Below are 18,921 nucleotides of genomic sequence, written 5' to 3' on the forward strand. Positions count from 1 at the left end.
GCGCCCTGCCTCCTCCGGGGTGGGCGGTGGGTGAGGCAGGTTCCGCAGCCGCAGGACCTGCCTCACCCACCGACGCTCAGTGCGCGAGCTCTCCGAGGTTGCGCAGGAGCAGCGCCTCGGCCTTGACGACCTTCTCGAACTCCGCGAGGTGCAGGCCCTCGTTGGCGCCGTGGGCGCGGGTGTCGGGGTCCTCCACCCCCGTGACCAGCACGCTGGCCTGCGGGAAGGCCTCGAGGAACTCGGCGATGAAGGGGATCGAGCCGCCGACGCCCATGTCGACCGGCGCGGTGCCGTCCCACGCCTCGGCGAACGCGGCACGCGCGGCGTCGTACGCCGGACCGCTGGCGTCGATCTGCGTGGCCTCGCCGGTGTCGACGACGGTCGTGGTGAGGGTGGCGCCCCAGGGCGTGTGCTTCTCGAGGTGGGCCTGGAGGCACTGCACGGCGTTGGCCGTGGTGTCACCGGGCGCGATGCGCATGCTGATGCGGCAGCGCGCGGCCGGGACGAGCGTGTTGGACGCGCCCTCGACCTTGGGGGCGTCGAGGCCGGTGATGCTGATGGACGGCTTGGTCCACAGCCGCTCCACGACCGAGCCGGAGCCGATCCACTCGATGCCCTCCGCTGCACCGGACTCCGCCCGCAGACGGGCCTCGGGGTAGTCGACGTCGGCCGCGGGGCCGGAGTGCAGGCCTTCGACCGCGACGTCGCCGGCGTCGTCGTTGAGGCTGGCGATGACCCGGCTCAGCGTCATGATCGAGTCGGGGACCAGGCCGCCCCACATGCCGCTGTGCACGGCGTGGGTCAGCGTGCGGACCTCGACGTCCATGCGCACCAGCCCGCGCAGGCTGGTCGTGAGGGCGGGCTCGCCGATGTCCCAGTTGCCCGAGTCGGCGATGACGATCACGTCGGCCTCGAGGCGGTCCTTGTAGGTCTCGAGCAGCTCGACGAGCGTGTCGGAGCCGACCTCCTCCTCGCCCTCGATGAACATCACCAGGTTCACCGGGAGGTCGTCGCCGAAGATCCGGACCGCGCCGAGGTGGGCGGCGATGCCGGCCTTGTCGTCGGCCGCGCCGCGAGCATAGAGACGGAGGTCGCCGCGCCCGTCCTCGCGCGCAGTGGGCTCCCACGGCGGTGAGTCCCAGTCGGCGTGGTCGTTCTCGGGCTGCACGTCGTGGTGGGCGTATAGCAGCACGGTCGGCGCACCCTCGGGACCGGTCTTCTTCGCGATCACGGCCGGCGGGGCTCCGTCGTACGCACGGACGATCTCGGTCTCGAAGCCCTCGGCGGCGAACAGGTCGCGGGTCGCCTCGGCGCTGCGCTCGACCTCGCCGGCGCGGGCCGGGTCGGCGGAGACCGACTCGATGCGGACCAGGTCGTCGAGGTCGCGGCGGATGCCGGGCATGACCTCGGCGAGGCGAGCGGTGATGTCGACAGTCATGCGCGCAACCCTAGGGCTCGCTCGTCCGGACCCGCTCGCCACCCGCTCGGCGCCCGTCCTCCTGCCCCGGCCGCGCGCGTCAGACAGCTGCCAGCGCCGTGTGTACGGCCTCGGCCACGCAGGCGGCCCCGCGGGCTCCCATCGTGATCGTGTAGTGATTGACGTCCTCGACCTCGCGCGAGCTGATCAGCCGCACACCGGCCAGCATCTGCGCGAGCCGGCCGCTCTCGTAGAGCCCCGGCGCCTCGTCGAGCAGGCCACGCGGTGCGGTCAGCAGCAGTGCGGGGTGTCGCAGGCGGGCCAGGGCGCCGGTGAGCGCCGTCCCGGAGACGAGGTCCGCGGTGTCGGCGGCCATCGCGTCGTGGCTCGTGGCCGGCCTGAGGTCGGGCTGCGCGCCCACGAGGTCGTAGGAGAGGTAGTCCTCGAGCTCCGGCGACCAGTCGTCGGCGAAGGCGGGGTGGCGACGCCAGAAGTCGTGGTAGTCCTCGGTCGAGGCGAAGCGCATCGCGAGCCGCTCGGCGGTGGGTCCGAGGACGAGGGCGATGACCTCCTCGGTGCCGAGCCCTGCCGGCACGGCCAGCGGCAGACCACCGTCGACCAGGACGAGCTGGTCCACCCGGTCGGGATGGCGGTCGGCGAGCACGACGCCCACGAACGCACCCATCGAGTGGCCCACGACGAGCGTGCGGTCGACGCCCAGGTGGTCCAGGACCGCGACCATGTCGTCGGCGTGCCCGGCCATCCCGGGCGGATGCCCGGCGGGCGTGCCGGGGTGGCTGCGGCCCCGACCGCGCAGGTCGGGGGCGATGAGCCGAACGCCCGGCAGGAGCTCGGCCAGCCACTGCCAGGAGCGATGGGATGCGGTGATGCCGTGGACGAGGAGCGCGGACGGTGCGTCGGGCGCGTCGGCCTCCCACACCCCGACGCGGAGCACTCCGCCGCGCACGGGAACGTCGAGTGCGTGATGACGCTCGTTCATCGCGAGGTCCACCCTCCGTCCATCGTGTACGACGCGCCGGTGACCATGCCGGCGTCGTCGGAGCACAGCCACGCCACGAGCGAGGCCACCTCGTGCGCCTCGACGAGCCGCTTCACCGCGCTCTCGGTGAGCATCACCTGCTCGAGCACCTCTGCCTCGGCGATCCCGTGCAGCCTCGCCTGGTCGGCGACCTGCTTCTCGACGAGCGGCGTGCGGACGTAGCCGGGGTTCACGCAGTTGCTGGTCACGCCGTGGGGCCCGCCCTCGAGGCCGGTCACCTTCGAGAGACCCTCCAGCCCGTGCTTGGCGGAGACGTAGGCCGCCTTGAAGGCGCTGGCGCGCAATCCGTGCACGCTGGAGACGTTGACGACCCGACCCCAGCCGCGGGCGTACATCGACGGCAGCACGGCACGCACGAGCAGGAAGGGCGCCTCGAGCATCACCTGGTGGATCAGGCGGAAGTCGTCGGCGACGAACTCGTGGATGGGCGCGACCCGTTGGATGCCGGCGTTGTTGACGAGGATGTCGGCGTCCAGGGTGAGGTCGTCGAGCGCGCGGGTGTCGGAGAAGTCGACCACCCAGGCCTCGCCGTCGATCTCGGCCGCCACGGCCTCGGCCGCCTCCGCGTCCCGGTCGGCGACGACGACCCGGGCTCCGAGCTCGGCCAGGCGGCTCGCTGTGGCGCGACCGATGCCGCTCGCACCTCCGGTGACGACGGCTCGCCTCCCGGCCAGGGTCTGAGCAGTCACGACGGGTCCTCCGGTGTCGGCGCGCCAGTCGGACGCGGGGCGAGCGCGGTCTCGATGAACCGCATCATGTGGTCCAGCACGTGCGGATCGATCTGTTCGGGGCGTCGACCGTGGGCGTCGCGCTCCCAGAGGATGTACCGGGCCCCCACCAGCTCACCGATGCCCATCAGCGCCCAGGCCGCGACCTCCGGGTCGATGTCGGAGACCTCGCCCGCCACCTGTGCTCTGCGCAGTCCCTCCACGTAGCCCGCGACGATGCGCGAGTAGTGCAGGTGCAACGCCTCGGGCGAGACCAGCTCGGCCTCGCGCACCACGCGGTAGAGCGCAGGGTGCTCGGCGGTGAACCTGAAGAAGCCGGCGAACCCGGCCCGCTCCGCCTCGAGCCTCGACGACGCGCCCTCCATGGCCTCGGCCATGGAGCGGCGTACGCGGCGGTTGAGGTCGATCACCAACGCCTCGAAGATCGTCTGCTTGCTGTCGAAGTAGAGGTAGAACGTGCCGAGTCCGATGCCGGCACGCTCGGTGATCTTGACGATCGACGCCTCGTGGTAGCCGAGCTCGGCGAAGACCTCCTCGGCGGCCTCGAGCAGCTTGCGCTGCGTGGCCTGTCCCCGCTTGGTGCGACTCGGCGCGTGGGGGGACATCGGGTCGGCACGTCGCTCGAGCTCACTGAAGTCAGACGTGGTCATGGGGCCTCCTGCGTGACGTGGCGGAGTGATCGACGGTGGCGAGGAGGTCGATCCGCGCGATCTTGCCGATACCGGTGCGCGGCAGCTCACCGAGCACGTGGACCCGGCGCGGCAGCTTGAAGCTCGCGAGGTGCTCGCGAGCATGCTCGAGCACCTCCTCGCCCGTGAGCCCGACTCCCGGGACCGACTCCACGAAGGCGATCCCGACCTGCCCCCAGACCTCGTCGGGCACGGCGACCACCGCCGCGTCGACGACCATGGGGTGTCGCGCCAGCACCGCCTCGACCTCGGCCGGCGCGACGTTCTCGCCCCCGGAGATGTAGATGTGCTTGAGCCGGTCGACGATGCGGTAGCAACCGTCCTCGTCACGCTCGGCGAGATCTCCCGTGCGCAGCCAGTCGCCGGTGAACGCCGCCGCCGTGCGGTCGGGGTCGTGGAGGTAGCCGGAGAAGACACCCGGTCCGCGGACCTGGAGCTCACCCCTCCCAGCGCCCTCCACCACGGCGCCCACGGAGGTCGTCGTCATCAGCCGCACCTCGACGTAGGGGTAGGGCCAGCCGACCGCGCCGGCGTGGCCGGCGGAACGACTCGGGGGCAGGAACAGCACGTTGGGCGATGCCTCGGTGAGCCCGTAGCCGTGGGCGATCTCCACCCCACGCGTCGCCCACGTCTCACGCAGAGCCTGCGGCAGCGAGTCACCGCCGACCACGACCTGCCGCAGGGTGCTCAGGTCGGCTCCGCCGAAGCCGGGATCGCGAGCCAGCAGGTGCAGCATGGTCGGCACGCTCATCGTCGTGCTGACCCGACGGTCGGCGATCAGCCGCAGCACCCGCGACGGCTCGAACGCGCGCTCGAGCACCACGGTCGCACCGTGCCACCACGCCGCGAGCGGCTGGCAGTTCCACGCGGCCACGTGGAACTGGGGCAGGGTCGCGAGCACGACGTCGTTCTCCGACAGACCCGCCGCCTGGGCCATGGCCAGGCTGTTCCAGAAGCAGTTGGCGTGGCTGAGGACGACGCCCTTGGGCATGGCCTCGCTCCCCGACGTGAAGATCACCAGCACCGGGTCGTCGTCGACGACGTCGCGCTGGGTCGGCCAGTCCTCGCCCGCCTCGACGATGCGGGTCGGGACGGTCGCCTCGACACCCGTGCTGCCGGGAGTGACGAGCGGAGCCCTCACCTCCACAGCTTCCAGCGACTCCCGGGCCAGGCGAGACAGCTCGTCCTCGGCGACCACGAGGGCGGGTCGCGTCGTCCGCAGCAGTGGTCCGAGCTCGGACGCGGTGAGGCGCCACGACAACGGGACCATCGCCAGACCGGACTTGGCGCAGGCGAAGAAGAGCACGACGTGGTCGGCGGAGTTGCCCGACAGCGTGGCGATGCGGTCACCGACGCCGTAGCCGGCCCGCACGAACGACTGTGCCAGCGCGTCACTGCGTCGCTCGAGCTCGGCGTAGGTGACGCTCACGCCGCGGTCGTCGATCGCGACCTTGCCGGGATGGCGCCGGGCACTGTCGACGAGCCAGCGGCCCAGGGTGTGTGAGTCGGTCACGGACGGGCCTCCTCGAGCTCCCGCTCGGAGTCGGCGGTCTCGAGCACCGTGGTGCCGCTGCGCGAACCACCGCGACCGGTCAGCTTCGCCGCCGTCCCGGCGATGCCTCCGGGGACGAAGAGGACGACGAGGACGAAGAGCGCGCCCAAAATGAACATCGGCTCCGAGAGCGGGACGTGCAGCACCGCCGGCAGGGACTCGACCGCGTCGGAGCCGGCCAGCAGGGTGAGCCGTTGGTTGAGCAGGGTGTAGAGCACGCCACCCACGATCGCGCCCCACCGCGATCCGACACCGCCCAGGACGACCATCACGAGCACGGTGATGGTGAGGTCGGCACCGACGGAGCGGGGGACCGTGCCGGACTGGAGCAGCAGGTACATCACGCCGGACAACGAGGCGATGAGACCGCCGACGACGAAGACGACGAGCTTGGCGGTGTAGGGCTGCAACCCCAGTGCCCGCACCCGGAGCTCGTTCTCCCGGGCTGCGGCGGCGACGTGTCCGACGCGGGAGCGATCCATCCACAGCACGACGAGGTAGGCCACGACCACCACGGCGAGCGCCGCCCAGTAGAGGTTGCGCGTGTGGACCACGCCGACCAGCGCGTCAGGAACGTGCTCGGTGGCGAGGGACAGGCCCTCTTCGCCTCCGGTGAGCCCGCCGGGGTTGCGACGCACGAGCACGGATCCCGCCTGGGCGAAGGCCAGGGTGACCATCGCGAACGGGATGCCGGTGACCCGCAGGCTGACCGCACCCGTGACCACCGCGATCACCCCCGCTGCGAGCAGCGTCAGCCCGAACGCCGGCCAGAGCGACAGGTCGGTGCGCTCGAGCAGGATGCCCAACCCGTAGGCGCCGCAGCCGAAGTAGAGCGCGTGGCCGAAGGAGAGCAGCCCACCGGTGCCGAGCAGCAGGTTGTAGGACAGCGCGAGCGAGGCGTAGACCATGCAGAGGGCGAGCAGCTGCAGCGCACCCGGCGTGTAGGTCGGGCCGGGCAGGATGCCCGGCAGGCTGACGGACAGGAGCGGCAGGACCGCGAGCAGCACGACGAACGCAGCGCCGGCTCCCGCGGGGACGATCTTCGAGATGCGCATCAGGCTGCCTTCCCCATCAGTCCGGAGGGCCGCACGAGCAGGACCCCTGCCAGGGCGAGCACGATGACGAAGTCGCCGGTGCCGCCCGCGTAGTAGTTGGCGAACTGCTGGAGCAGGGCGACCAGCACGGACGCGACCGCCGCACCGGTGAGGGACCCGAGCCCGCCGATGACGGTGACGATGAAGGCGAAGATCAGCAGGCTGCCGCCCAGGCTCGGCGAGACGTAGCCGAAGTAGTGGGCCGCCAGGACCCCTCCGAGGCCGGCGGCGGCGCCACCGATCGCGAAGACCAGGGTGAAGGAGCGGCGTACATCGATCCCCAGCGCGGTCACCATCGCACGGTTCTCGACGCCGGCGCGGATGATCATGCCGTAGCGGGTCCGGCGCAGGAACACCACGATGGCGAGGAGGACCAGGGCGGCGACCCCGATGATCACGAACCTGTCGTTGGGGACCCGCGCGCCGAGGATGCCGGTCGTCTCGTCCAGCCAGGCCGGACCTCGGATGAAGGTCGGGTCGGTTCCCCAGATGCCCTCGAACAGCGCCACGCTCGCCAGCGACAGGCCTACCGTGACCAGCACCTGCTCGATGTGGCGCTCGTAGAGCGGTCGGATCAGGAGCAGCTCGGTCAGCGTCGCGACCCCTGCACCGACGAGCGCGCCCACCAGGATCGAGGCGATGAAGCCGGGCCAGCTGGTGGCGTCCAGCCGCAGCGCGGCGGCGTAGCCCAGCAAGGCGCCGAGGGTGAGGAACGCCCCGTGCGCGAAGTTCAGCACGTGCATGAGGCCGTAGATCAGGGACAGACCCGATGCCACGAGGAAGTAGAGGGCCCCGAGCCCGAGGCCGGTGGCGAGGAGCAGGACGATCGTGCTCACGGGCGCACCTCGCCGCTCTCGGCGTGGACGCCGAGCAACCGTTGGGTCAGGAGCTCGTCGGAGAGGAGGTCGCTCGCGGACCCGGTGTGGACCACCCGGCCGCCCGCGATGACGACAGCGTCGCCGGCCAGTCGTCGTACGACGTCGAGGTTCTGCTCCACCAGCAGGATCGGCACCGTCGCCGACGCCAGCCGCAACGCTTCGATGACCTGCTCGACGATGAGGGGCGCAAGCCCCTTCGTCGGCTCGTCGACCAGGAGCAGCAGGTTGTCGTTCAGGAGGACACGGGCGAGCGCGACCATCTGCTGCTGGCCGCCGGAGAGGGTGCCCGCCATCTGGTCGCGACGCTGGACCAGGTCGGGGAAGAGCCGGTCCACCATCTCGCGCCGCTCCCGGGTCGCACTGCCCTGCCGCTCGGCGAGGGCGAGGTTCTCGCTCACCGTCAGCCGGGCGAAGACCTCGCGGTCCTCGGGCACGTAGCCGATACCGCGCTGGACCACCTTGTGGGTGGGCAGGGCATCGATGCGCTCGCCGGCGAGGGTGACCTCGCCGGTGCGCTGGTAGAGACCGAGCACGCCCTTGAGCGTGGAGGTCTTGCCGACACCGTTGCGCCCGAGGACCGCGGTGATGCCGGTGGCCGGCACCGTGAACGACACGTCCTCGACGACCTGCTGCCCCGCGACCGAGACCGCGAGGTGGTCCACCACCAGGACCTGGCCGCTCATGCGCCGGTCCCGAGGTAGGCGCTCTGCACGGTGGGGTTGTTCATGACGGCCTCTGGGGTGTCGAAGGCGATGATGGTGCCGAAGTACATGACGGCGACCCGGTCGACGAGACCGAGCAGCACCTCCATGTGGTGCTCGACCATCAGGAGGGTCGATCCCTGGGAGCGGTGCATCTCGCGGATCGTCTCCGAGAGCGCACCCACGTCGCCCGAGCCCACGCCGGCCATCGGCTCGTCGAGGAGCACGACGTCCGCGTCGGTGGCGCGCAGCACGGCGATCTCGAGCTTCCGCTTGTCGCCGTGGGACAAGCTGCCGGACGGCAGCTCCATCTTGTCGGCGAGCCCGACCTCCACCAGGTGCTCCTCGGCCGCACGGGTGGCGGCGTCGTCCGGACGCGGGAACCGCCACGGGGACAGGCTGCCTCCGAGGGCTACCTGCGCGGCCATCCGGACGTTCTCACGGACCGTGAGCTGAGGGAACAGGCTGGAGGTCTGGAACGTCCGTCCCAGCCCCGCCCGCGCTCGGCGGTGCACCGACAGGTCGGTGACGTCCCGGCCGTCGATGAGCACCGTGCCGGACGTCGGCCTCGTGATGCCGGAGACGATGTTGAACAGCGTCGTCTTCCCGGCACCGTTGGGACCGATCACGCCGACGAAGGACCCCTTCTCGACCTCGAGGTCGACCCCCTCGAGGATCGTGGCGCCCCCGATCGTGAGACCGAGGTCCTTCACCTGCAGTGCGGGCGTTGCTGGGGCGGGCACGACGCGCTCAGCCCGCCTCGGGCGGGGCGACCTGGTCGGCGGCCACCGTCTCGACGAGCTCGGGGGTGAACGAGTCGCCGTCGGCGACCAGGCGCGCCTGGTACATCTCCTGCAGCAGGGCGTGGTCACCCTCGCGGACGGTCACCTCGCCCTTGGGCGCGGCGAAGGTGTAGCCCTCGAGCGCCTCGACCATCGCCTCGACGTCACCGTCGCCCTCCTCGATCGCTCGCACGATCATCTGGGCGGCGGTGAAGCCGTCCGGGGTGAAGAGGTCGACGGTGCCGCCGGCGCCTTCGACCGCCTCGACCATCGCGGCGTTGACGTCGTTGTCGGGAGCGGTGCCGAAGTAGTGGCTGAGGAAGCTGATCCGCTCCGCCACCGGGCCGTAGGCGCCGTACGTCGCGACGTCACCGAGCCCGGTCACGACCGGGGCGACATCGAAGACGCCCTGCTGCTCGAGCGACTGCCACATCGACCCCGTGGTCTCACCGGCCCAGGCCACGAACACCAGGTCGGGGTCGGCGTCCTTGAGCTGCTGGGAGAACGACGTGAACTCCTTGATGTCCTCACCCACGAGCAGCGGCTCGACGGTGGCACCCTCGGCGCCGAGGAGCGCCTCGACCGCTGCGGAGTTGCCCTGCCCGAAGGCGTTGTCCTGGGCATAGACCACGACCTTCTGCCCGTCGATGTCCTCGAGGAACGTCCCGGCGGTGGCGACGTCCTGCATGCTCTGGCGTCCGGAGCGGAAGGTGTAGGCGTTGAGGCCGGTGATCGCGTCGGCGGCCGCTGCACCGGAGATGTAGAGGACCTTGTTCTGCGCGGCCTGCTCGGCGAGGCTCAGCGAGATGCCCGAGGACACGGTGCCGGTCAGGATCTTGACGCCGTCGCCGACGTACTCCTTGGCCAGCTGCACGGCCTTGTCCGGATCGCCGGTGTCGTCGCCGTTGCGGATCTCGATCGTGACGCCGGCGACCTCGCCCGTGCCGTCGGTCGCGTAGTCCAGTCCCGCCTCGAACCCGCTCAGGAACTGCGTGCCGTACGCCGCGAGCGGGCCGGTCTCGGACGTGATGACCCCGACCTCGATCGAGCCGCCGCCCGCCCCTGCCTCGCCTCCGTCGTCGCTGGCGCTGGGCGCGCACGCCGTCAGGGTCAGTACGGCGGCAGTGGCCGCCGCGGCCGAGGCGAGAACGTGGTGTGTGGTGAGCCGCATGACTCCCCTACCTTTCCGTTGATGGCCCCAGCACAAACCTGAGACCTGATTCAGGTAACGGAAACTAGGCTGCGCGACCGCTCTCTGTCAAGCGCCCCACTCGCCGCTGCGCCTCTCGAGCATCAGCTGGCGCTCGGCGTCGGCGAAGCCGAGGCGGCGGTAGATCCCGACGGCCTCGCCGTCGGTGTCCGCGACGATCACCAGGGTGCGTACGCCGAGCCGGTCGAGGGCGTCCTGGCCGGCGGCGTGGACGACGGCTGCGGCAAGACCCTGGCGACGGTGGTCGGGGTGTGTCTCGACGCTCTGGAACCGGGCGACGCCGTCCTCGGTGACGAAGGCGCCGGCGGTGGAGACGAGCGTGCCGTCGACGAAGGCGCCGAAGCGCTGCCCGCGACCGGCGTCGACGAGGCGGCGCTCCTGGACGTTCTTCTGCCGCGCGAAGGTCATGAAGGCCTCCTCGGGCGTCTGCGGGTAGAGCTGCTGGCTCAGTCGGGCGCGCGCCTCCCAGTCGTCGTCTCCGTCGAGGGCGCGGACCTCGGCAGCGACCTCGCGGGGCGCCACCAGGGCGGACGCGGTCAGCACGGTGGCGTCGTCGACGGTCATGCCGGCGGCCTCGAAGGCTGCCCGGGCGTCGTCGGAGAGGTCGGCGGTGTCGATGCCGATGCTGACGTGGTCGGCCAGCGGGAACTCGGTGTGGAAGGCGCCGACGACCTCGCGCTCGCCGCCCGGGACGGGCGGCTGCGCCAGCAGGATGAAGTTGCCCCAGAAGTAGGACGGGTTGTCGGGCGAGCGGACGACGAGGTGCGTGCCGCGGTCCTCGACGATGCTGCCGGAGGCGGTCAGCAGGGCGAGGTCGGTGCGGAATCCCAGGGAGCTCACGTGCATGGTGCGGAGGCTAGTGGCTCACCACGTTGACCAGCGCAACACCAGCGACCATCCGCTCGAGCTGGACGCGGACGAGGGCCGCGATGCGCGGCAGCATCGCGGTCGTGCCTCCCGCGACGTGCGGGGTGATGAGCACCTCGTGCGCGGACCACAGCGGGTGCCCGTCGGGCAGTGGCTCGGGGTCGGTGACGTCGAGCGCGAAGCGCAGCCGTCCGGCGTGGCGCAGCACCGCCCCGGTGTCGAGCACGGGGCCGCGGGCGACGTTGACGACCAGGGCGCCGTCCGGGAGCAGCGAGAGCGCGTCGTCGTCGAGGAGCCCGCGCGTCGCGTCGCTCAGGGGGACGAGCACGACCACCACGTCCTGCTCCGGCAGGAGCTCGGGCAGGTCGTCGATCCCGCGCACCCGGCCGACCAGGTCGTCGTCGCGCCCGCGTGAGGCGACGGCAGTGATCGAGGTCCGCATCGGCAGCAGTCGCTCGGCCAGCGCACGCCCGATCGAGCCGTAGCCGAGGACGAGCACGTGCGCGTCGGCCAGCGAACGGCGTCCGGGCATGGGCTGCCAGTGGCCGTGACTGCGCACCGCCTCCGGGATGCCGCGCAGGCTGGCCAGCACGAGGCCGACCGCGTGCTCGGCAGTGGCGTCGTCGTGCACGCCGGTGGCGTTGCACAGGGTGATGCCGTCCGGCAGCCGCTCCGCCACGCCGTCGTACCCCGCGCTCTGGAGCTGCACCACGCGCAGGCCGCGCAGCTCGTGGCCCCGGTCGATCACGTCGGCGCGGGTGGCGTAGTGCGGCACCCAGAGCTCGACCTCGCCCTCGGGTGGCGGGCCGTCGCCGTTCCAGACGACGACCTCGGCACCGTCGACCGGACCGATCGCGTCGGCGAGCTCCTCGGTCGCGACGGCGGCCCTCACGGTGCCCCCAGCGGGAGGTAGGCCGTCAGGTCGGTGCGCTCCCCGCTCGCGCGGACGGTGCCGGCACCGACGGCCTCGTGCCACGTCGTACGCCCGGTGGCGAGAGCCAGCCAGGTGTCGGCGTCGGTCTCGATGACTGCCGGCGGCGTGCCGCGGGTGTGCCGGACCCCCTCGATGACCTGTACGGCAGCGAAGGGAGGCACGCGGACCTCGACCGAGCGGCCGGGCGCGCGCTGCTCGAGGACGGCGAGGTAGTGCTTGACCAGCGCCTTGGTGTCGCCCTGCTCGTGGGCGTGCGCGAGGTCGGAGCGAGTGAGCTTCCGGAGGCGGGCGGGCACGGGGCGAGGCTAGCCCCCGGGGGGGCACGGCCGGCTCAGGCGATGGAGTCGAGGATCGCCAGCGTCGCGGTCCAGGCCTGGCTCTCGGGGTCGATGACGACGAAGTGGTCGCCCTCCACGCGGACGATCTCGGCCTGCGCGCCGGCGGCCCGGGCGTCCACGACGTAGCCCTCGGACTGACCCAGCGGGACGATCGCGTCGTCGATGCCGTGCACGCACCACACCGGCACGTCGAGCGGGACCTGCTGCTGGGGGTCCCACGGGGCGTCGTCGGGGCCGGGTTCGTGGCCGAGCAGCGCTGCCGCGGCACCGCCACCCAGACCCATCCGCTCCGACATGACGAGGTCGAGGACTCCGGCCTGGGAGATGGCGTGGGTGACCGCGACGCGAGGCGCCTCGCGGCCCGCCGCCCAGACCGCGAGGTGCCCGCCGGCGGAGTGGCCGAGAGCCACGACGGTCAAGGTGTCCAGGCCCTCCACGTCGGCAAGGGCGTCGATGGCGGCCGCGACGTCGTCGAAGGTCTGCGGGGTGCCGCCGCCGTTGCCGACGCGGCGGTACTCGATGTTCCAGGCGGTCCAGCCCTCGGCCGCGAGCGAGCGGGCCAGCGGCTGGCCCAGCGTGAGGTCGTACGCCGACTTCCAGAACCCGCCGTGGATCACCACGACCACTCCGCGCGAGTCACCGTCGGGGCGGTGGAGCTCGACGACCTGCGACGGGTCGCCGCCGTAGGCGATCAGCTCGGCGCCCTCCGGCGCGGCAGTCGGACCGGAGGCTGCGTCGGACACGGAGAACTCCTCGGAGCAGGCGCTCAGCAGCGCGGACGGAACCAGCCCGAGTGCGGGCAGGGCGAGCAGCGTACGACGGCGCATGGGAGGGGTTCGGAGCCGAGAGGCGCGCGGCTGGGTCGTCGCGGCAGTCGGGCTCGTGGTCGGCGTACGGGCGGTGCGGCGCTCGGGCTGAGCGCGAGCTTCCAGTGCCGAACTGGAGCCTCCACCCCGAAACTTCGGGGTGGAGGCTCCAGTTTCCCCGGGTACCCGGGGAACGCGACGAGGGGGAACGAGTCAGGAGCCGAGCACCGCCGGCAGGGTCGCCTGCCAGGCGGCCTTCACCTCGGCGACCGGGACGTCGAGGACGCCCTCGACGGAGATCGTGTCGCCGCCGGTGCGGCCGAGAGGAGCCAGGGGTACGCCGTGGCGCTCGGCGAGGACGGTCAACGCGTCGGCCTGCTCGTCGGTCACGGTCACCAGCACGCGGGCGGTCGACTCGGAGAAGAGCGCGACGAACGGGTCGTCGCAGACACCGTCCAGCGACACCGAGACGCCGATCCCCCGACCGAAGGTCGACTCTGCCAGCGCCTGCGCCAGGCCGCCGTCGGAGACGTCGTGGGCGCTGGTGAGCACGCCGTCGCGCGAGGCGTCCTGCAGCAGCGAGGCGAGCGCCTGCTCGGCGGCGAGGTCGAGCAGGGGCGGGAGCCCGCCGAGGTGGCCGTGCACCACGTGGGCCCACTCCGAGCCGGAGAGCTCCTCGCGGGTCTCGCCGAGGAGGAGCACCTGCTCGCCCGCGGCAGCGAAGCCGGTCGGCGTACGACGCGTGACGTCCTCGATGACACCGAGCACCGCGACCACCGGGGTCGGGAGGATCGCGGTCTCGCCGGTCTGGTTGTAGAGGCTGACGTTGCCGCCCGTGACCGGGATGCCGAGCTCGAGGCAGGCGTCCTTGAGGCCGCGGCAGGCCTCGGCGAACTGCCACATCACGTCGGGGTCCTCGGGCGAGCCGAAGTTCAGGCAGTCCGACACCGCGAGGGGGCGCGCGCCGCCGGTGGCGACGTTGCGGAAGGACTCGGCCAGCGCGAGCTGGGCACCGGTGTAGGGGTCGAGCTTGGCGAAGCGGCCGTTGCAGTCGGTGGAGACCGAGACACCGAGGTTGGTCCCGGCGTCGACACGGACCATGCCGGAGTCGGCCGGCTGCGCGAGCACGGTGTTGCCCTGGACGTAGCGGTCGTACTGGTCGGTGATCCAGGACTTGTCGGCGAGGTTCGGCGAGGCCACGAGCCGGAGCAGCGTGGACCGCAGCTCCTCGCCGGAGGTGGGCCGCGGCAGCGCCTCGGCGCCGTCGGCCTGGAGCGCGTCCTGCCAGTCGGGGCGGGCGAAGGGGCGCTGGTAGGTCGGGCCGTCGTGCGCCACCGACCGCGGGGGTACGTCGACCACGCGCTCGCCGTGCCAGTCGATGTGGAGCCGGCCGGTGTCGGTGACCTCACCGACCACGACGGCCTCGACGTCCCACTTCTCGCAGATCGTCATGAAGGCCTCGACGTCGCCGGGTTCGACGACCGCCATCATCCGCTCCTGCGACTCGCTCATGAGGATCTCCTCGGGGGCCAGCGTGGAGTCGCGCAGCGGCACCCGGTCGAGCTCGACGTGCATGCCGCCGTCACCGGCCGAGGCCAGCTCGGAGGTGGCGCAGGACAGCCCGGCGCCGCCGAGGTCCTGGATGCCGGCGATGACGCCGGCGGCGAAGAGCTCGAGGGTGCACTCGATGAGGAGCTTCTCCATGAAGGGGTCGCCGACCTGGACGCTCGGGCGCTTGGCCGGACCGCCCTCGTCGAAGGTCTCGCTCGCCAGCACCGAGACGCCGCCGATGCCGTCGCCGCCGGTGCGGGCGCCGTAGAGCACGACCTGGTTGCCGGTGCCGGTGGCGTTGGCGAGGTGGAGGTCCTCGTGGCGGAGCACGCCCACGCAGAGCGCGTTGACGAGCGGGTTGCCTGCATAGGTCTCGTCGAAGACCGCCTCGCCGCCGATGTTGGGCAGGCCCAGGCAGTTGCCGTAGCCGCCGACGCCGGCCACGATCCCGGGCAGCACGCGGGCGGTGTCGGGGGCGTCGAGGGGACCGAAGCGCAGCGGGTCCATCACCGCGACCGGGCGCGCGCCCATCGCGAGGATGTCGCGGACGATGCCGCCAACGCCGGTGGCCGCGCCCTGGTAGGGCTCGACGAAGGACGGGTGGTTGTGGCTCTCGACCTTGAACGTCACGGCGTAGCCCTGGCCGATGTCGAGCACGCCTGCGTTCTCGCCGATGCCGGCGAGCATCTTCCCCACGGGCGTCGTCTGCGGGATCTCGCCGAACTGCTTGAGGTGCACCTTGGTCGACTTGTAGGAGCAGTGCTCGCTCCACATGACGCTGTACATCGCAAGCTCCGAGCTCGTCGGCCGGCGCCCGAGGATCTCGCGGATCCGGGCGTACTCGTCGGCCTTCAGGCCGAGCTCGGCCCACGGCTGGTCCCGCTCGGCGTCGGCCGCGGCGATGGCGACCGTGTCGAGGGTGCCCGAGGCGCCAGAGGTGGTGGATGCGGACCGGTGGACGCTCGTCTCGGGCACGGCCCCCAATCTACCGCCGCGGCTCCCCGGGCTCCTCGCCGGGCGCATGGTGGACGACCGTGATCGCGGCGGGACGCTCCGCGTCCTCCTCGTCGCAGACGTCGAGGTCGTCGTCGAGGGGCGCCTCCCCCGCGGCGCCCGGGCCGCGCTCGGACTCCTGCTCCGCCTCGCGCTGTGCCTTCCGGGCGGCCCGCTCGGCGCGCTTCTCCTCGAGCAGCGTGCGCTTGGCCTCCTTCTCCGCGTCCTTCGGCGCGGCCCCCAGGGCGTCGCGGTCGGCCTTGTCCCCCACTCGGGGCACGGCCCCGACGCCCCGGGCCGGGCCGGCGCTCGCTGCGGTGGAGGCTGATCCGCGCGCGGCACCGTCGTCGGCCCCCTCCGGGCGGGGCGTCGCCAGTCGACGCGAGCCGGCCCGACCGCCCGCGACCTGCCGCGACGCGCTGCCTGCCCGGGCTCCCATCGCCCCTGCCGCCATCCCGCCGATCATCGGCGAGCCGCTGCTCGCCGCGCGCTTGCCCGCCCCGCGGCGACCCAGGAGCGCACCGGCGGCCCCCGCGACCGGCGCGAGGCCGGTCGACGCGAGGCCGGTGAGGTCGGGCACGGAGACCGAGACCGACGCGATCGGGGGAAGTGCCCCCACGCCGGTCTGGGCGGAGCCGGCGACCGAGGTGGACGGCCCCGCCAGCGCGCCGACACCGAGCTCGTGGCCGTCGCCGTCCCAGCCACCGGGGAAGTCGCCGCCGGCGAGCTCGGTGAGCCGGGAGCGTACGTCGACGAGCTCGGCACGGGCGGCCCGCAACCGCGCGCTCTCCTGGTCCAGCGACAGCGTCAGCCGGCCACGGATCTCCTCGGCCCGGAGGTGCCCGCGGTCGACCTTGCCGCGGTCGTCGTCCTCCGAGGGGTGGAAGACGAGGTGACGTGACTCGCCCACGACCTCGTGGGGGATCACCGCGACGGCGGTCCAGGCCTGGTCGAGCTCCTCCTGCGAGGAGGTGATGATCGAGCTGATGGTGCGCAGCGACAGCGAGACCTGCGCGGCCAGGGCGGTGAACCGGTCGAGACTGACCAGGACCTGCCGGCGGTGCTGCTCGTAGCTCTCCGCAGCCGCTGCGTCCCAGCCCTCCGTCGCACGGCGGGCCGCCTCCACGATCTCGTCGCCGTGACGCGACATCAGCTCCGCGACCCGGGTCCAGGTCTCGGCCGCCTCGTCGAGCGGGCGCACGTCGGCACGCAGCTGCCAGGGATGGGCGGGCACGTCAGCCGCCCCTCGGACCGCGCGGCGCCACGTCGAAGCCGTCGAGCGCGACGTGGTGCGCCGCGCGCTCGAGCTCGACGGCCACCGCGTCGTCGGCCCGGACCGCGTCCTGCGCCGCGTCGACCAGGCCCGCGACGCCGAGGCCGAGGGTCCGGACCAGCGCGGCCACGACCTCGCCCGCATCGGCGAGCGAGTCGGCGTACGACGTGGAGACCGCGAGCGCGCCGGCTGCGTCGCCCAGCCCGTCACAGGCGGCCGCGAGGTCGGGCAGTGCGGTGCTCCAGTCCTGGGCCATCGACCTCAGGACGCTCTCGGACGTGGCGGCGAGCTCGACCAGCCTGGTCGGCTCGACCTGCATCAGGGACCGCTTGCCGCTTCCGTTCACGTCAGCGGGATACCCGCGACCCGGTGGACCAAACACGTTCGCGCGACGCCTGTGGGTGAACAATTCCGTGGACGCGGTTTCGAGGCGGCAGGTTCGGGGAAGCAGGCCAGCACGGGCCCCACCCCCGGGACCGCCTCAGGCAACGACTCCAGGAGCCGCGATGCACGCCGTGATGACCGTCGACCTGTCCGAGCTCGACGCCTGGTCCGCGCAGGTCCGGCGGGCGAGCGACGACCTCACCGGGATCGCCCGCAACGGCGGCCACAGCCTGGTCCAGACCGACTTCGGCCCGATCCTGGAGACCATGATGGGCGCCTACAACGCGCTCCTCCCCTCGGTGCACCAGTCGCTCGAGGACAACGGCACGGGCATGCGCGACCATGCCGAGGCCCTGCGCGCGACGGCACGCGACTTCACGCTGACCGAGGACGGGGTCGTGCGCCGTCACCATGCGCACGGCGTCGACGCGCGGGACGGCTCGAGCAGCTTCTTCGACGTCGCCGAGACCACGATCCGCCGGGCGGCGCCGACCGAGACGAGCCTGCCGCAGATCAGCTTCGGCTTCCCCTACGACACCGTGTGCGACCTGGTGCGCATGCTGACCGGCTTCGACATCCGCGCCGAGCTCGCCGAGAAGATCGGCGGCGACGTGGTCGGCGCCTCGATGCAGGGGTCGTGCTTCGGCGGCCTGGGAGCGTCGATGAAGGGCGTGGCGGCCAACCTGCAGAGCGGTGGCCAGACCATCTCGAGGACCTGGCAGGGCGGCGCCGCCGACGCCGCGATCGGGCAGATCGGCGCGTGGGTCGGCTCGCTCGACACCCAGGCCGCGCAGCTCGTGCAGATGGGCCAGAACGTCGTCCAGATCTGCCGCGACGCCTGGCAGACCGCGCTGGCGGTCGTGCAGTGCGTGAAGTCGGCCGTGCAGACCGTCTCGGCGGCCCTGGCGACCATGAGCATCCCGGGCGTCGGCTGGGCTCGCGTCGTGCAGGCGGTCTTCCAGGCCTTCCAGGCCGTGATGAAGGCCTACCAGGCGATCATGAAGCTCATCAGCGTCCTCCAGCAGGTCAAGGCCTTCATCGAGACGGTGAAGAGCTTCTTCGACGGCGACAGGGCGCCGGTCTCCACGGCCACCGCGCCCACCCTCACCGGAGCGCCGGGCAGTGTCACCCGCGACCCGCGCTCGGTCGCCACGCCCACCATCGGCCAGCGTCCCGTCGCCGTCACGGCATGAGCGAGGAGCTGCGCAGCCAGGCAGAGATCCTGGCCGCCATCGCCGGGGCGCGTGAGGACCTGAGCACCGGTCTCGCGGACCTGCAGGCGACCGTGGACGAGCTCACTTCCCGTCCCCTGCTCACCGAGGAGGAGAAGAAGGTCCTCGAGGAGCAGGCCGAGTCCGGCGAGCTCGGCGAGGACATGCGCACCCTCGTCGGCAAGATCAAGGACGGCGAGGACACCTGGGAGCAGGTCTTCTCCGGCGAGTCCTCGAACGGCTCGCTGCTGCAGGGCCACCTGACGCGCATGTTCGAGGAGCACCAGGAGGACATCGCGCTGGCCTTCGAGGAGCTGATCGAGGCCGAGGAGGCCAAGGGCAACTTCATCTTCGACGAGGTGCCCACCCGCGACGCGTGAGAACTACACGCCTGTAGTTCGCGCGAAGGCCTGTGACGGGTGTGACTGGTGTGGTTCTCTGGGCCCCGCTGCC

19 protein-coding genes are annotated in these 18,921 nt (G+C 72.2%); 2 read left to right on the top strand and 17 right to left on the bottom strand.

Annotation, left to right across the window (positions count from 1 at the left end):
• Positions 1-76: 76 nt before the first annotated feature.
• From K4G59_RS18675 to K4G59_RS18755, 17 genes are all read right to left on the bottom strand, one after another.
• Entirely contained in the window at positions 77-1,438 is a 1,362-nt protein-coding gene (locus K4G59_RS18675; protein WP_231252569.1) for a dipeptidase, read from the bottom strand.
• Positions 1,439-1,517: 79 nt separating this feature from the next.
• Positions 1,518-2,417, bottom strand: a complete 900-nt coding sequence (locus tag K4G59_RS18680) for an alpha/beta hydrolase (RefSeq protein ID WP_231252570.1) — start codon at positions 2,415-2,417, stop codon at positions 1,518-1,520.
• Positions 2,414-3,166 (bottom strand): 3-hydroxybutyrate dehydrogenase, encoded by a 753-nt coding sequence (locus tag K4G59_RS18685; protein ID WP_231252571.1) that lies wholly within the window; start codon positions 3,164-3,166, stop codon positions 2,414-2,416. The genes K4G59_RS18680 and K4G59_RS18685 overlap by 4 nt, the downstream gene beginning before the upstream one ends.
• A complete protein-coding gene (locus tag K4G59_RS18690) occupies positions 3,163-3,855 on the bottom strand; it encodes a TetR/AcrR family transcriptional regulator (protein ID WP_231252572.1) in 693 nt (230 codons plus the stop codon). The genes K4G59_RS18685 and K4G59_RS18690 overlap by 4 nt, the downstream gene beginning before the upstream one ends.
• Positions 3,842-5,407, bottom strand: a complete 1,566-nt coding sequence (locus K4G59_RS18695; protein WP_231252573.1) for a class I adenylate-forming enzyme family protein — start codon at positions 5,405-5,407, stop codon at positions 3,842-3,844. Before K4G59_RS18695 ends, K4G59_RS18690 begins: the two co-directional genes overlap by 14 nt.
• Positions 5,404-6,501 (bottom strand): branched-chain amino acid ABC transporter permease, encoded by a 1,098-nt coding sequence (locus tag K4G59_RS18700; RefSeq protein ID WP_231252574.1) that lies wholly within the window; start codon positions 6,499-6,501, stop codon positions 5,404-5,406. The genes K4G59_RS18695 and K4G59_RS18700 overlap by 4 nt, the downstream gene beginning before the upstream one ends.
• On the bottom strand, positions 6,501-7,376 hold the full coding sequence (locus K4G59_RS18705; protein ID WP_231252575.1) for a branched-chain amino acid ABC transporter permease: 876 nt from the start codon (positions 7,374-7,376) through the stop codon (positions 6,501-6,503). The genes K4G59_RS18700 and K4G59_RS18705 overlap by 1 nt, the downstream gene beginning before the upstream one ends.
• Positions 7,373-8,101, bottom strand: a complete 729-nt coding sequence (locus tag K4G59_RS18710; protein ID WP_231252576.1) for an ABC transporter ATP-binding protein — start codon at positions 8,099-8,101, stop codon at positions 7,373-7,375. Before K4G59_RS18710 ends, K4G59_RS18705 begins: the two co-directional genes overlap by 4 nt.
• The gene (locus tag K4G59_RS18715) at positions 8,098-8,862 is read right to left on the bottom strand and encodes an ABC transporter ATP-binding protein (RefSeq protein WP_231252577.1); all 765 of its coding nucleotides are present in this window, start codon (positions 8,860-8,862) and stop codon (positions 8,098-8,100) included. The genes K4G59_RS18710 and K4G59_RS18715 overlap by 4 nt, the downstream gene beginning before the upstream one ends.
• Before the next feature lie 7 nt (positions 8,863-8,869).
• Positions 8,870-10,072, bottom strand: a complete 1,203-nt coding sequence (locus K4G59_RS18720; protein WP_231252578.1) for a substrate-binding domain-containing protein — start codon at positions 10,070-10,072, stop codon at positions 8,870-8,872.
• An 87-nt stretch (positions 10,073-10,159) separates the two neighbouring features.
• Positions 10,160-10,957, bottom strand: a complete 798-nt coding sequence (locus tag K4G59_RS18725; RefSeq protein WP_231252579.1) for a GNAT family N-acetyltransferase — start codon at positions 10,955-10,957, stop codon at positions 10,160-10,162.
• A gap of 10 nt (positions 10,958-10,967) precedes the next feature.
• Positions 10,968-11,870: an NAD(P)-dependent oxidoreductase gene (locus K4G59_RS18730; RefSeq protein ID WP_231252580.1), complete on the bottom strand. Its 903-nt coding sequence runs from the start codon at positions 11,868-11,870 to the stop codon at positions 10,968-10,970.
• The gene (locus K4G59_RS18735; protein ID WP_231252581.1) at positions 11,867-12,208 is read right to left on the bottom strand and encodes a sterol carrier family protein; all 342 of its coding nucleotides are present in this window, start codon (positions 12,206-12,208) and stop codon (positions 11,867-11,869) included. The genes K4G59_RS18730 and K4G59_RS18735 overlap by 4 nt, the downstream gene beginning before the upstream one ends.
• Before the next feature lie 35 nt (positions 12,209-12,243).
• A complete protein-coding gene (locus K4G59_RS18740) occupies positions 12,244-13,077 on the bottom strand; it encodes an alpha/beta hydrolase family protein (protein ID WP_231252582.1) in 834 nt (277 codons plus the stop codon).
• A 192-nt stretch (positions 13,078-13,269) separates the two neighbouring features.
• Positions 13,270-15,582, bottom strand: a complete 2,313-nt coding sequence (gene purL, locus K4G59_RS18745) for a phosphoribosylformylglycinamidine synthase subunit PurL (RefSeq protein WP_231252583.1) — start codon at positions 15,580-15,582, stop codon at positions 13,270-13,272.
• 10 nt (positions 15,583-15,592) lie between these two features.
• Positions 15,593-16,834 (bottom strand): TrbL/VirB6 family protein, encoded by a 1,242-nt coding sequence (locus K4G59_RS18750; protein WP_231252584.1) that lies wholly within the window; start codon positions 16,832-16,834, stop codon positions 15,593-15,595.
• 1 nt (position 16,835) lies between these two features.
• On the bottom strand, positions 16,836-17,219 hold the full coding sequence (locus tag K4G59_RS18755; RefSeq protein WP_231252585.1) for a hypothetical protein: 384 nt from the start codon (positions 17,217-17,219) through the stop codon (positions 16,836-16,838).
• A 160-nt stretch (positions 17,220-17,379) separates the two neighbouring features.
• On the opposite strand from K4G59_RS18755, the gene K4G59_RS18760 reads away from it, so the two are divergent.
• Both K4G59_RS18760 and K4G59_RS18765 read left to right on the top strand, forming a co-directional pair.
• Positions 17,380-18,450, top strand: a complete 1,071-nt coding sequence (locus tag K4G59_RS18760) for a hypothetical protein (RefSeq protein ID WP_231252586.1) — start codon at positions 17,380-17,382, stop codon at positions 18,448-18,450.
• Complete coding sequence (locus K4G59_RS18765) at positions 18,447-18,848, top strand: hypothetical protein (RefSeq protein WP_231252587.1); 402 nt, start codon at positions 18,447-18,449, stop codon at positions 18,846-18,848. Before K4G59_RS18760 ends, K4G59_RS18765 begins: the two co-directional genes overlap by 4 nt.
• The last annotated feature ends 73 nt before the right edge of the window (positions 18,849-18,921 follow it).

The organism is Nocardioides furvisabuli, assembly GCF_021083185.1.
Lineage (GTDB): Bacteria > Actinomycetota > Actinomycetes > Propionibacteriales > Nocardioidaceae > Nocardioides > Nocardioides furvisabuli.

What these genes read in the sequence shown, in the direction of transcription:
- K4G59_RS18720 (WP_231252578.1), bottom strand. Translation starts at nt 10,072, where the DNA reads ATGCGGCTCACCACACACCACGTTCTCGCCTCGGCCGCGGCGGCCACT.
- K4G59_RS18700 (WP_231252574.1), bottom strand. Translation starts at nt 6,501, where the DNA reads ATGCGCATCTCGAAGATCGTCCCCGCGGGAGCCGGCGCTGCGTTCGTC.
- K4G59_RS18760 (WP_231252586.1), top strand. Translation starts at nt 17,380, where the DNA reads ATGCACGCCGTGATGACCGTCGACCTGTCCGAGCTCGACGCCTGGTCC.
- K4G59_RS18680 (WP_231252570.1), bottom strand. Translation starts at nt 2,417, where the DNA reads ATGAACGAGCGTCATCACGCACTCGACGTTCCCGTGCGCGGCGGAGTG.
- K4G59_RS18675 (WP_231252569.1), bottom strand. Translation starts at nt 1,438, where the DNA reads ATGACTGTCGACATCACCGCTCGCCTCGCCGAGGTCATGCCCGGCATC.
- K4G59_RS18690 (WP_231252572.1), bottom strand. Translation starts at nt 3,855, where the DNA reads ATGACCACGTCTGACTTCAGTGAGCTCGAGCGACGTGCCGACCCGATG.
- K4G59_RS18765 (WP_231252587.1), top strand. Translation starts at nt 18,447, where the DNA reads ATGAGCGAGGAGCTGCGCAGCCAGGCAGAGATCCTGGCCGCCATCGCC.
- K4G59_RS18710 (WP_231252576.1), bottom strand. Translation starts at nt 8,101, where the DNA reads ATGAGCGGCCAGGTCCTGGTGGTGGACCACCTCGCGGTCTCGGTCGCG.
- K4G59_RS18740 (WP_231252582.1), bottom strand. Translation starts at nt 13,077, where the DNA reads ATGCGCCGTCGTACGCTGCTCGCCCTGCCCGCACTCGGGCTGGTTCCG.
- K4G59_RS18725 (WP_231252579.1), bottom strand. Translation starts at nt 10,957, where the DNA reads ATGCACGTGAGCTCCCTGGGATTCCGCACCGACCTCGCCCTGCTGACC.